The sequence below is a fragment of the Flavivirga algicola genome (assembly GCF_012910715.1).
Lineage (GTDB): Bacteria > Bacteroidota > Bacteroidia > Flavobacteriales > Flavobacteriaceae > Flavivirga > Flavivirga algicola.
Genome location: NZ_JABBHF010000002.1, coordinates 383001 through 397295, shown reverse-complemented (window position 1 = coordinate 397295; position 14295 = coordinate 383001). Strand labels below are relative to the sequence as shown.

Below are 14295 nucleotides of genomic sequence, written 5' to 3'. Positions count from 1 at the left end.
AAGCTTTTGGTGTAAAAATATTAAAATATGAAGTCACTATTTATATTAAGTTTAACCACATTATTTTTAACTTTTAATATAGCTGGTTCACAAGAGTTAAAATCGCCTAATGGTAAAATTGCAATGCATTTTTCCCTTAAAAATGATGGTACGCCAACCTATCAGTTATTTTATAAAAATAAAGAGGTTATAAAACCGAGTACTTTGGGTTTAGAACTAAAAGGTGATAAGTCATTGTTAAATGATTTTTCAATACTAAAAATTGAAAATACTACTTTTAATGACACATGGAAACCTGTTTGGGGCGAAGTAAAAGAGATTCGAAATCATTATAATGAATTAGAAGTAAGCTTAAAACAAAACGAAACGGATAGAGTATTAATCGTTCGCTTTAGGTTGTTTGATGAAGGTTTAGGATTTCGCTACGAATTTCCAGCTCAAAAAAACCTGGTTTATTTTGTTATTAAAGAGGAGAAGTCACAATTCGCAATGACTGGTGATCACAAGGCATTTTGGATCCCTGGTGATTATGACACTCAAGAATTTGATTATACCGAATCAAAACTATCTGAAATAAGAGGAAAATTTGATAAGGCTTACACGAGTAATGCCTCACAGGAGCAATTTTCTAAAACAGGTGTACAAACAGCTTTGATGATGAAAACAAACGAAGGTCTTTATATCAATATACATGAAGCCGCATTGATAAATTACGCATGTATGCATTTAAATCTCGATGATGAAAATATGATTTTTGAATCTTGGTTAACACCAGACGTAAATGGTGATAAAGGCTATATGCAAGCACCTTGTAATTCGCCTTGGCGTACCATTATGGTTAGTGATGACGCTCGTGATATACTAGCGTCAAAAATGACATTAAACCTTAACGAACCATGTAAAATAGAGGATACGTCATGGATTAAACCCGTAAAGTACATGGGCGTATGGTGGGAAATGATTACAGGAAAAGGGTCATGGGCTTACACAGATGAATTACCTGCAGTACAATTGGGAGTAACCGATTTTTCTAAAGCGAAACCTAATGGTAAACATTCAGCAAATAATGAAAAAGTGAAACGGTATATTGATTTCGCTTCAGAACACGGATTTGATGGTGTTTTAGTAGAAGGTTGGAACGAAGGCTGGGAAGACTGGTTTGGAAAATCGAAAGACTATGTATTCGACTTTGTTACACCTTATCCTGATTTTGATATAGAAGAAATTCATAAGTATGCCAAATCAAAAGGTGTTAAAATGATTATGCACCATGAAACCTCTGGTTCTACAAGGAATTATGAACGTCATATGGATAAAGCATATCAATTTATGAAAGATAATGGCTATGATGCTGTAAAAAGTGGCTATGTTGGAAATATTTTACCGCGGGGCGAACATCATTACAGTCAGTGGATAATAAATCATTATCAATATGCTCTCGAAAAAGCGGCAGACTATCAAATAATGATAAATGCTCACGAAGCCGTAAGACCTACTGGGATTTGCAGAACCTATCCAAATTTAATTGGAAATGAATCTGCCAGAGGTACAGAATTTCAGGCTTTTGGAGGTTCGAAACCCAATCATGTTACCGTGTTACCTTTTACGCGCTTAATTGGCGGGCCGATGGATTATACGCCTGGAATTTTTGAAATGGATATCAGTAAACTAAATCCTGATAATAGTTCTCATGTAAATAGTACCATAGCAAATCAATTGGCATTGTATGTCACCATGTATAGCCCATTGCAAATGGCAGCAGATTTACCAGAACATTACGAGCAGTTTATGGATGCCTTTCAGTTTATAAAAGATGTGGCTATCGATTGGGATGAAAGTATCTATTTAGAAGCAGAACCTGGAAATTACATCACTATTGCCCGAAAAGAGAAAAACAGTAATAATTGGTTTGTGGGTAATGTAAATGGTAATAGTGCAAGAAAATCTAATATTAAATTTGATTTCCTTGAAAAAGGTAAAAAATACATTGCGACTGTTTATGCCGATGCCAAGGATGCCCATTATAAAACCAATCCTCAGGCTTATACTATTAAAACAAAAAAGGTAACGAGTAAGTCAAAACTATCCCAATTATCTGTCCCTGGAGGCGGTTATGCTATTAGTATTAAGGAAATTAACTAAAATCAAAACCCATGAAGCGTTTTTATATAGAACAAAAAAAGGTTAAACAATCGGTTTTAATTGCTTTACTGTTTGTATTTGCTTTAAATTTATCTTGCAAAAAGAAAAATGATATGCCCTCAGAAAATCTGGATGAGAAAGCTTCAATAGTTGAAAAACAGGATATTTTACGTATCGAACCTCTAAATTGGTGGGTAGGGTTTAAAGATTCAACCTTGCAACTTTTGGTACATCATCCTAATATTTCTGAATGGATTCCTGAAATTTCTTATCAAGGTATTTCAATTGAAAAAACGCATCATGCAGATAGCCCTAATTACCTTTTTATAGATTTAAATATTTCAAAAGAGACAAAAGCTGGAAAATTCAATATCATTTTTAAAAAAGAAAATGAAGCTGATTTAGTTTATACGTATGAACTAAAACCAAGAGAAAAATCAGCAGAAAATTATATCGGTTTTGATAGCAGTGATGCTATTTACCTTATTACTCCAGATAGATTCGCAAATGGTAACCCTGATAATGATATCGTTGAAAGTTTAAAAGAAAAAACGATTGATAGAACTAATAACTATGCACGACATGGGGGAGATATAGAAGGTATAATAAAGCATTTAGATTACGTTGAAGATTTAGGTTTTACAGCCATTTGGTCGTGTCCACTACAAACTAATGATATGCCGCAAAGTTCTTATCATGGTTATGCTATTACAGATTACTACGAAATTGACCCTCGATACGGTACTTTAGATGATTACAAGTTATTAGCTTCCAAAATGTCTAAAAAAGGCATGAAATTAATTATGGACCAAGTCGCTAATCATTGTGGACTAGAACATTGGTGGATAAAAGACTTACCATTTAAAGATTGGATAAATTATCAAGATAACTACGAAAAGAATAAAAATGATTGGGATGGTAACAAAAGCATTACGACTAATCATAAGCGTACTACCAATCAAGATATGTATGCTTCTAAAATTGATAAGGAAAATATGAGTGTAGGTTGGTTTGTCTCTGCCATGCCAGATTTAAATCAACGAAATCCATTCATGGCCAAATATACCATTCAAAATAGTATTTGGTGGATAGAAACTGTTGGTTTGGGAGGAATTCGACAAGACACCTATCCTTATCCTGATAAAGATTTTATGAGTGATTGGGCGGGAGCTATAATGAACGAATATCCAAATTTTAGCATTGTTGGAGAAGAGTGGAGTTATAATCCATTGCTAATTGGTTATTGGCAAAGAGGCGCAAAAAATAAAGATGGTTATGATTCTAATTTAAAATCACCTATGGATTTTGCGATGCAACGGGCCATAGTTGAAGCTCTAAATGAAACCGAATCCTGGGATAAAGGTCTGATAAAAATATACGAGGGACTCGCAAACGATTTTCATTATGTAACCCCAAAAGATATTATGATTTTTCTGGACAATCATGATATGAGCCGCATTTTTACGCAATTAAATGGTGATATTATTAATACAAAAATGGCATTAAGTTACTTGCTTATGTTGCCTAGAATTCCACAAATATATTATGGGACGGAGATCTTGATGAATGATTTCGAAAAACCTGGAGATCACGGTTTGGTACGAACAGATTTTCCCGGAGGGTGGGAGACCGATACAACGAATGCATTTACAGGTACAGGATTAACAGAAGTCCAAAAGGAGATGCAGTTGTATCTAAAAAAACTGTTGAATTATAGAAAATCCAGTCGGGCAATTCATGAAGGGAAAACGGTTCATTTTTCACCTGAGAATGGTATTTACGTATTATGTAGAATTATTGAAAATGAAACGGTTGTCCATATTTTAAATAAGAATGAACAGCCTATAGATTTAGATTTATCTCGTTTCAAAGAGATTGATTTGCAAGGTAAATTGCTTAAGAATATCATTTCGGGAGATACATTAATATGGCATGATAATATAAAGTTAGATACCAGAGGAAGTATGGTTTTAACGACAAAAATTTAATAACAAAACGACTTCATATAGTCTTTTGTTATTTGGTTTTCAATTTCAAAACATATCAACAAATAAAAAGGGATTAAATTAAAGTAATAACATCATGAGAAAATCAATCATGTTTTTAATGGTTGTTTTTGCAGTTTTTGCCTGTAAAAATAAAAAAACAGAAGAATCTAAATCACAGACAGAAGGAGCTGAAATAGAATCAACTAGCGAAGCACAAGATGAAGCTGCTTTAGCTGAAATAAAACCAATTAATAATGCTGTTTTAGAACAAGGAATTATTTATGAAGCTAATATTCGACAGTATTCGCCAGAAGGGACTTTTAAGGCATTTACCAAAGATATTCCTGAGCTAAAACAATTAGGAGTAAAAATTATTTGGCTCATGCCTGTATTTCCAATATCCCAAACCAAGCGAAAAGCTACAGGTGGTGAATTTGCAAGCTTAATTAAAGATGAGGTAAGAAGAAATAAAATGCTAGGAAGTTACTATGCCGTTTCAGATTTTACAAAAATAAATCCCGAGTTTGGTACTATCATAGATTTTAGGAATTTGATTAACGAAGCTCATAAAAATGGTATCTATGTGATTTTAGATTGGGTGGCTAATCATACAGGTTGGGATCATAAATGGTTGAAAATCCAACCAGATTATTATACGCACGATGATAAAGGTCATGTTGTACATCCAGAAGGAACAGATTGGACAGATGTTGCCGATTTAAATTATGATAATAAAGAGATGCGTAAGGCTATGATAGCCGATATGAGCTATTGGATTACAGAAGAAGGTATTGATGGTTTTAGGTGTGATGTTGCTGGTTCCGTACCAACAGATTTTTGGCAAGAGGCGATCCCTCAATTACGTTCAAAAAAAGAGGTTTTTATGTTAGCAGAAGCTTGGGAACCAGAACTTTTAAAGGATAATTTATTCGATATGGCCTATGCGTGGGATGGCCATCATTTATTGAATGATATGGCTCAAGAAGAAAAGTCTTTAAAAGATTGGGATGCCTATGCAACAAAATTAGTATCAGATTATGAAAAGGATGATATGCTTATGAATTTTGTTACGAATCACGACGAAAATTCATGGAACGGTACCATACAAGAACGTATGGGAGATGCTTCAGAGCTTATGACGGTATTTAGTTATATGATTCCTGGAATGCCATTAATTTATTCTGGACAAGAGTATAACTTAAGCCACCGCTTAAAATTTTTCGAAAAAGATACCATTCCAAAAACGAAAGGAAGCATGTGGAAAGTCTTAAAAAAAATGGGAATACTTAAAAACACCAATGTAGCCTTAAATGGAGGAAAATCAAGTGCTTCTTACCTCATTTTTGAAACAAATAATGAAAATGTTTTAAAATATACCAGAAGTAAAAACGGAGAAAAGCTAACCTTTGTAGCTAATTTTTCGAGTAAACCTCAAACTTTTAAAATGACCGATAAAGGCAAATTTTTAGATTACATGGCCAATAAAGAGATCTTTTTCAATAATGAAGATATAACACTTGCTCCATGGGGCTATAAAATTTTAGTTGATTTGTAAATGAGGTACTTTTTATTAATACTATACAGTTTAGTATGTCTTAATTCGTGTGGGACACAAAAAAATAAAACGACTAAAGCAAGTGAAGAAACACCATTTGTATGGGAGGCTGCTAACCTATATTTTTTACTTACAGATCGTTTTAATAATGGAGACCCCTCTAACGATATTAACTTTAATAGAACCCAAAAAACAGGGAAACTTCGTGGTTTCGAAGGAGGTGATATAAAAGGGATAACCCAAAAAATTGCAACAGGATATTTTACCGATTTAGGAATTAATGCTATTTGGTTAACACCAATTGTTGAACAAATACATGGAGGAACAGATGAAGGGACTGGATTAAGTTATGGCTTTCATGGATATTGGACCAGAGATTGGACTGCTTTAGATCCAAATTTCGGTACCAAAGAAGATTTACAAGAATTAGTAGCCGTAGCACATAAAAAAGGTATTAGAATTGTATTGGATGCCGTAATTAATCATACAGGCCCAGTTACAGATAAAGACTCTGTGTGGCCTAATGATTGGGTTCGAACGAGTCCTAAATGTAGCTATAAAACTTACGATTCGACCATTACTTGTACATTGGTCGATAATCTTCCAGATATAAAAACTGAAGTTGATGAATTTGTTGACTTACCAGACCAGCTTATAGAAAAATGGAAGAAAGAAGGACGGTATGAGCAAGAAGTAACCGAATTAGATGATTTTTTTAATCGAACAGGGTATCCCAGAGCACCGAGATTTTATATAATAAAATGGTTAACAGATTATATTGCCGAATTTGGAATTGATGGGTATCGTTGTGACACCGTAAAACATACCGAAGCATATGTGTGGCAAGAATTTAAGACCGAATGTGACTATGCTTTTGCCATATGGAAAAAAAATAACCCTGATAAAGTATTGGATGACAACAATTTTTATTTGGTTGGAGAAATTTATAATTATGGGATTAGTACAGGGCAATATTTCGATTTTGGCGATAAAAAAATCAATTATTTTGATAAAGCATTCCAGAGTCTCATCAATTTTCAGTTTAAATGGCATGCTGCTCAGCAAGATTATAACAAGTTGTTTAACAGTTATTCAAATTATTTAAAAACCGATTTAAAAGGTTATGGCACATTAAATTATTTAACATCCCATGATGATGGAAAACCATATGATGCCTCAAGGGAAAAACCATATGATACCGCAACAAGATTAATACTCACTCCAGGAACTTCACAGGTTTACTATGGGGATGAGTCTGCACGTTCTTTAATTATTGAAGGAACCGTAGGCGATGCTACTCTAAGATCCCCGATGAACTGGAATACTATAAAAAATGATGCAAAAACCAAAAGTATATTGTTGCACTGGCAAAAATTGGGACAGTTTAGAGCCAAGCACTCAGCAGTAGGAGCAGGTGTTCATCAAATGATAACTAACGAACCATATGTATTTTATAGAAGTTTTTTAAAAGATGATTATAAAGATCTGGTGGTCGTTGGGTTAGGTTTACCTAAAGGAGAGAAAATACTGGATGTATCAGGAGTATTTAAGAATAAAGAAGTGCTTCGTGATGCCTATTCAAATAAGAAGGTAAAGGTTAAAAACGGAAAAGTATTGGTTGATTCTGAGTTTAATATCGTTTTGTTAGAAAAGAAATAACGTACTCTTTTTTTTTATCAATTATTTAAAATTAGTATTCAATAGGTAATCTTAATACTGGGTTTTTATCGGTAGGAAAATCCGATTCAACATAATTGTCTACCTCATGTCCACTTAACCACTGCAAAGATCGTATCATACTTTGTTGAAATGCAGCACAGCGCATACTAGGGGGCCAGTCTTGATTATGCCATAAATGCCCATATGTTGAACAATAAACTTTTCCTTTGCCATATTTAACAACCCATTCCATTGGGAAGTTTAAACCGGTTTTTTCATCTTTGGCATAGGAGAGGACTTCTAAGTTTTTCTTCGTCCCTCTTCCATAACGATAAACTTCTATATCTGCTCCTACCCATTTTTTAGGCATTCCCAAATGGATAGGGTGATTTCCCATTCGCGTAATCAATACATCTCTACGTTTTCCATGCCCTGTGTTTTCTCCTTTTCCTTTAGGTACAATTTTGATGTTTTCAGATCCATCAATGGTTATCGCAATACCAAAATCTTTATTGCGCCACCCAAGGCCTATCATATCATTGTAGGCCCTCCAGCTTTTAAAAGCATTGGTTGCCCCATGATACATATATACGCCACCACCTTCTTTAACATACTTTTGGAACGACACTTTTACAGCATCAGGCCATTGAAGCTTGGCTTCTTTATTGATGTTGTTACAAGTCTGTATAACGACAGGATAATCTGAAAAATTTGGATTCCAATTTCTCCATTCAGATTTATTTTCCGTTTGGTTGGGGCATGTGCTAATAGACACATCAAATTTCTCACTAGCCTCCAATATTTGCTTAAGGTACTTCGTATTCAATCTCCAATGGTGGTTACTAAAACCATCCACTATGAGAACAGGTATTTTTTTTATTGACTTTTTAGGCTCAATTATATTATTTTCAAAAGGAATATTAATTGTTTGGGCTTGTATAAATACCATGTTGCAAAGTAAAATGAGCGTACACATGATAAACTTTTTATAATAAATAGTGTTCATGGTTTAAATTTAATGTTTTTACAGATAGTGGAACAAATTTTTTTAGTGCCAAATAATTTGTAAATAAAACAGTAGAAATAACAAATATCTATCTCTCCATGTATCTGTAGGAACTATTTCTTGTTATATATGCCTAATAGAGTGAAAATAAAGAATTGTTATATCTAATGGATTCCTATGGATAGAAGAATATGAGAATAAGACCTATTATAATTTGAAATGAAGTATAAAATAATTTTATTACCGTTTTAAAAAAAGAAATCTTTATGCAAATAATTTGGCAGCGGTTTTTTTAAAACTTTGGGATATCACTTAAATCAACACCAAGTACTTTTAAGCTAATCGCGTTAAGGTCTTCAAATGAGCCCTCAAAATGATAGGTTGTATGTTTATGGTGCATCGTTTCATTGGTGTTAAGTTCTTTAGTACTGGAAGAACTTTCAAACTCATAAAATGGCCAGTTTTTATCTAGGGCTTCATCGACTTCACCATTAAAGATATTGGTAACATCACCATTGTAAGGTGTGTCGTTTCCAGGTAATGAGTTTACGTATAAAGAGTCGTTTTCAAAAGTGAATTTTACAATGTTTAAAAGATTGTTTTTTGCAGAATAACTACCCATGATGTTTTTGGATAAATCGGGTCTTACCCCAATTTTGTTTAAACCGTCGGCATCAGCTTTATAAAAAACAACACTATCTTTAGTAACTAACCTGTCTGAAGTTACAGGCGTAAAATACCCTGTAACCGAATCTGTTTCTTTTTTTAGAGGGATAATCACTCGATTATCAGGGTTGGTGAGCATGCATCCTAGTTCCCAAATAGACAAAAGCCCATTTTCCTTGCGCCATTGTTCTCCTAAATTTTTTATAGTTGTTTCAGCACTAAACCCAACAAAGGATATGTTCTCATTAAGAATAATATTTAAGTCATTTTCAATTTGAGGTTGGGTTAAAAGTGAAATTTTTCGCTTTGCATTAATATTGAAAATATAACCAAAAGTATTTCTTATTTCCAAATCGGCGCCATATGTTGCAGATAATTTGTCCTTTTCAATTAAAGAAAACTTCTTGATATCTAAATCGGGCGATATCTTTATGTTTTTAATGTCTTGTTTAGCGTCTTTATCAAAAAAAATGGAATATTTGCCAAATTCGGGGCCAAACCACATTCTACTCTCTCCACCTAATCGGGCCATGGTATGTTCATAAGTCCCTTCATCTAATAATTTCCAATTAACATGACCATAAGGCTTTCCATTCAAACCATTTGCGGTACTCGTAAATACTCTACCTTGATAAGCGCCCGAAAAAGCTATAGCAGCATTATCATGTTTTAAAACTTGTAGGCCATTTATAACTTCAAGTTTTTTAACGTGATCGGCAAAACTTGGGTTATTAGAAATTTTAGCTTCTGGTTTTTTACAATTTAAAAGAGATGTTACTATAAGTGTAGACAATATAATTTTAGTAATTAAATGATGCTTAAAAGTCATAGCTTTGTTATTAAAGAAGACTTAAAGATACATTTAAAATTCAAAAGTAAATAATAAATAAAAACCATCTCAAACTTTTTAAGGTTTGAAATGGTTTTAAGGTATCATTTTGGTTGACTTAATCTATTGTTTTCTAACACTACCTGAAGAATTATTGCTTTTATCTACTTTTTCAGGATTTCCGTAATATTTTATATCACCACCACTTGTAGCTTTAGCAATAAGTTCTTTGGAAGTATTAATCGTAATATCGGCTCCACTTGTAGCTTTTACATGGCTGGATTCAGCTATTAAATCGGCAGCTTTAATATCGCTACCACTGGTGGCCTCTGCGATAAGTTTTACCGTTTTTCCAGATAATCGTAAGTCACTGCCACTTGTAGATTTGCAGTTTAATACAGAAGTGTCGACTTCAAGTTTCATATCGCTTCCGCTGGTAGATTTGAGATCTAAGCTTTCGGTAGTTATAACATTTGTGGAATATACATCGCTACCACTGGTAGAAATAATACTTGAAATATCTTTAAAGCTAACCAATACTTTTTTAGATTTAGCTCTACCAATACTTTCTCTGGTATGTATTTTTAAAACATCATTTTCAACTTCTACCATAATTAGATCATGTAGATTTTCATCAGCTTCAACTGCTATACTTTCGTTATCGCTTTGTGTTAAATATACATCTAAACCTTCGGTAGCTTTGATGACTGAAAAAGGCTCGTGAATGGTTCTTTCTTCGGTTATAACATTTCCATTCCCACGAACTCCAGTACTGAAATGCATATCGAAGTTACATGAAAAGAGCGTTAAACTTAAGATGGTCGCTAAAATAAACTTTACTAGTGTTGTCATAATTGTTCGTTTTTTGATTGATGATTTTTTGTTATTCAAATGTCTGATTAAATATTATTGATTAGTAATTTAACTATCTGAATTGTATGTTTTTATAGATGAATTGTTAATTGTCTTTAGATTTTATATTGATACCGTCTGAATCTATTTCAACTTTAACGGATTTGTCTTCTCCTGTAACACCTTTCCCGTTTACTTTTATATTAACATCCTCATCTTTTATTTCTAAACCAGTACTATCAATTTTAACATCAGATTTATTATCATGAACATCAATGTCTACTTTGTAAGGTTCTTTAACAGGGCAGTCCAAACATGTAATACCCCCGTCGATGATTTTTAAATAGTGGTTGGCATCGCTTGATGACACAATATTTCCGTCATAGGTCCTATAATTTAAAAATGATTTGGTACTATTGCTAAAATTAACAATGCTTCCTTCTGGCAAATAAAGAATAACAACAATTTCCTGATCGCTAAATTTATTTTCTGAAAGTGTTGATAAATAAGAATCTAACAATAATTCATTCCCATTAAAAGCGTAGTCGTAACTTATGTTTTTTGCACGTTCAATGGCTTTTTCATAATTACTGCCGTCTGCACTTTTTTCAATCCCTATTTTTGCTAAAGAATCGTTAGTAGATTTAACAATGATCCTGATATCAGATCTATAAATGGTTTTTTCTCCATTTTCATTATTTAACACTTTGAAAGCATTGCTTCTATAGCGATGGTTCATATAAAGGTCGTTTTCCGCCATTTTCACTTTTAAAGTATCGCTTGCTGTTATATTTAATTCATGTTTTGTAATAACACGCTCATTAAAAGTATGTTCACTTGCTTGTCTTATACCAATAACAACCAGGCCAATAGTACTAATTACCCACAAACCTAATAAAGTGAATTTAGCAATATTACCAATTGATTTTAAATTGTTTATTAGTATTTTCAATCCTAAATAGAATAGAAAAAATAAGGGAATTCCAACTGAGAAAAAGATAAATAAAGATACTAACCAAATAGGTGTATTTCCAGCGTTTAAAACATCTACAAGGTCAAGGCCAGGGATATGAATCACATTAAAAACACCTAAAGAAAACAAAGCAATTATTAGAAATATAATGGCTATTGATCCAGCAAACATTAAGATTACCCCTATAAATTTTGCAAACACTTTAAAGAAAAACATGATAACTTCCCCTAGTGTATCAAAAAACGTTTTTGAACTTGATTTGATTCGACTGCTTTGTTTCTGGAAATCTACATTTTTGGCTGCATTCGAAACAGAATCTGAAACATTCTTAGCAGCAGCACCCACCGAATCTGTGACGTTTTTTGCGACATCTGTTACGTTTTCAAAACCGTCTTTAATTTTTTTTTCGATGTTGCTAATCGTAACAGGTTCTCCAGTCATGATTATTTTCTCTGCGGTTGTTTTAGCTTCAGGGACTAAAACCCAAAGTAAAATATAAAGCAAAACACCTGTACCAGCTGCACTAAATAGTATGATCCAAGCTAAACGCACCCAAATAGCGTCAATGCCAAAATAATGACCCAATCCAGAAGAGACACCACCTATATATGAGTTATCTATATCTCTAAATAATTTTTTTGCAGATGAGGTTTTGCGTTTGTAAGATGTTTGTGGTTCATCTTCAAAAATTTCGTCGTCAACCAAATAATCTTCAGGTTGTCCCATGATTGAAATAACTTCGTCTACTTCTTTAATACGAATAACTTCTTTATTATTTTGTACACGCTCATTAAAAAGCTCAGCAATACGCGCCTCAATATCTGATATAATCTCCGAGCGTCCTTGAGAATCTGTAAATGAACGTTTTATAGCCTCAAGATAGCGTTGTAATTTTAAGTATGCATCTTCATCTATATGAAAAAATATACCAGCTAAATTTATATTGACAGTTTTATTCATTTTTTTGTTGTTTTTTGGCTTGTTACTATATTCACTGCATTTTGCAATTCGCTCCAGGTTGTATTCAATTCTTTAAGAAACAATTTCCCTGTTTCTGTTAATCCATAATATTTCCTTGGAGGCCCAGAGGTCGACTCTTCCCATCTGTAATTTAAGAGCCCTGCATTTTTAAGTCGGGTAAGTAGTGGGTAAATAGTACCTTCTACTACAAGCAACTTGGCGTCTTTAAGGGTACCTAAAATTTCGGCTACATAAGCATCATCGTCCTTTAAGACAGAAAGTATGCAAAATTCTAATACACCTTTACGCATTTGTGCTTTTGTGTTTTCTATCTTCATATTCTAAAGCGTTTTAATATTATGAAACTGTTCATTTTTTGATTGATTTTGATGAAATACTGAAAACTAATTCAGTGTGTGTTATTTTAAAAAGTTGATGGTTAATGGATATTTATAAAGTTCACCATCCCTAGCTTTTAAACTGGCATTGATAATAAAAATAAGCTCTAAAATAAATCCTAAAATAGCTAAAACACCTAAACCACCTCCAATATAAAGTAACGGTGAGGGCTTACCAATATTGATATGAAAATCATTAAATCCATGAAAATCTATAAAATCAATACCGTTAAAGATTTTAAAAATAAAAAATGGAATAGTTAAAGTTCCTAAAACGAGCGCGTACAGTAAAATACTAATTTGAAAATTAATAGCTTGTTTACCATGTGTGTCTATAAATTCTGATTTATCTTTATTTGCAACCCAAAGAACAATAGGACCAATAAAGTTTCCAAATGGAATTATAAACCTGCTAAAGGTTGATAAATGAATAAATGTGGCGATGTTTTTTTGATGATTGTCTTGCATGATTTTAAAACATATAATAGTTTCTTATACAAATATATGTCTAAAAGAAGGTATTATGTTACGCATAGTACTAAAATTTAACAAAATATTAACATTTCAAACTAACTATTAATTTTATAACTTAGTGAAAAAATAAACCCTGTCATAATGAACATAACACCCAGAAAACTAAACACTTTCAAAATGTTTAAATTACCTGCTGCATATTTTTGTGGGGTTAGAACAAAACATATAGATGCTTCCAAGTGTATTGTAACGGTAAAGCATAAATGGATAAATCAAAACCCGTTTAAATCTATGTTTTGGGCGGTACAAGGTATGGCAGCCGAATTTTCTACAGGCGCTTTGATGATTTCTAAAATTAAAGCATCTAGAAAACGGATCTCGATGTTAGTGACTTCTAATAAAGCCATATTTACAAAAAAGGCTACTGGAAGAATAACATTTACTTGTCATGATGGAAATCTTATAGAAGATATCGTTAAAAAAGCCATAGAAACAGGTGAAGGGCAGACTATTTGGGTGAAATCTATAGGTGTTAATGAAGATGGGGTAGAGGTTTCAACTTTCGACTTTGAATGGAGCATTAAAGTGAAGCAGTAGTTTTATTGATAAGTAACAGGTATTCGGTAAGTAGCGGCGGGTAGAAATTAGTAAGTATTCTTTATCTTTTTTAATTTCAGTGAATGTTTGAAAAACGCGATAAAATAATTGATTGTATTTACCCATAATTTAGAATATAGAAAATATGAGTTTTATAAATTTGTAACAAAGTACTAAACAAACCTACCTATAAACG

11 protein-coding genes are annotated in these 14295 nt (G+C 32.8%); 5 read left to right on the top strand and 6 right to left on the bottom strand.

Annotated features, from left to right (window positions below; translation table 11 throughout):
- Positions 1-27 precede the first annotated feature (27 nt).
- The 4 genes from HHX25_RS04640 (at position 28) to HHX25_RS04625 (ending at position 7344) form a co-directional block, all read left to right on the top strand.
- Entirely contained in the window at positions 28-2142 is a 2115-nt protein-coding gene (locus tag HHX25_RS04640; RefSeq protein WP_169670644.1) for a glycoside hydrolase family 97 protein, read from the top strand.
- Between the two features lie 11 nt (positions 2143-2153).
- Positions 2154-4130 carry a glycoside hydrolase family 13 protein gene (locus tag HHX25_RS04635; RefSeq protein WP_169670642.1) on the top strand — a complete coding sequence of 659 codons (1977 nt, stop codon included), beginning with the start codon at positions 2154-2156 and terminating at the stop codon, positions 4128-4130.
- A 94-nt stretch (positions 4131-4224) separates the two neighbouring features.
- Complete coding sequence (locus HHX25_RS04630) at positions 4225-5685, top strand: alpha-amylase family glycosyl hydrolase (RefSeq protein WP_169670640.1); 1461 nt, start codon at positions 4225-4227, stop codon at positions 5683-5685.
- A complete protein-coding gene (locus HHX25_RS04625; protein WP_169670638.1) occupies positions 5686-7344 on the top strand; it encodes an alpha-amylase family glycosyl hydrolase in 1659 nt (552 codons plus the stop codon).
- Positions 7345-7375: 31 nt separating this feature from the next.
- Here HHX25_RS04625 and HHX25_RS04620 read toward each other — a convergent pair whose 3' ends face one another.
- From HHX25_RS04620 to HHX25_RS04595, 6 genes are all read right to left on the bottom strand, one after another.
- Positions 7376-8350 (bottom strand): ThuA domain-containing protein, encoded by a 975-nt coding sequence (locus HHX25_RS04620; RefSeq protein ID WP_169670636.1) that lies wholly within the window; start codon positions 8348-8350, stop codon positions 7376-7378.
- Between the two features lie 292 nt (positions 8351-8642).
- Positions 8643-9845, bottom strand: a complete 1203-nt coding sequence (locus HHX25_RS04615) for a DUF6786 family protein (RefSeq protein ID WP_169670634.1) — start codon at positions 9843-9845, stop codon at positions 8643-8645.
- Between the two features lie 123 nt (positions 9846-9968).
- Positions 9969-10697, bottom strand: a complete 729-nt coding sequence (locus tag HHX25_RS04610) for a head GIN domain-containing protein (RefSeq protein WP_169670632.1) — start codon at positions 10695-10697, stop codon at positions 9969-9971.
- A 106-nt stretch (positions 10698-10803) separates the two neighbouring features.
- Positions 10804-12630, bottom strand: a complete 1827-nt coding sequence (locus HHX25_RS04605; RefSeq protein WP_169670630.1) for a PspC domain-containing protein — start codon at positions 12628-12630, stop codon at positions 10804-10806.
- Complete coding sequence (locus tag HHX25_RS04600; RefSeq protein ID WP_135878774.1) at positions 12627-12968, bottom strand: PadR family transcriptional regulator; 342 nt, start codon at positions 12966-12968, stop codon at positions 12627-12629. The genes HHX25_RS04605 and HHX25_RS04600 overlap by 4 nt, the downstream gene beginning before the upstream one ends.
- Positions 12969-13049: 81 nt before the next feature.
- Entirely contained in the window at positions 13050-13496 is a 447-nt protein-coding gene (locus tag HHX25_RS04595) for a DUF4870 domain-containing protein (protein ID WP_169670628.1), read from the bottom strand.
- 147 nt (positions 13497-13643) lie between these two features.
- On the opposite strand from HHX25_RS04595, the gene HHX25_RS04590 reads away from it, so the two are divergent.
- Positions 13644-14099: a DUF4442 domain-containing protein gene (locus HHX25_RS04590; protein ID WP_169670625.1), complete on the top strand. Its 456-nt coding sequence runs from the start codon at positions 13644-13646 to the stop codon at positions 14097-14099.
- The last annotated feature ends 196 nt before the right edge of the window (positions 14100-14295 follow it).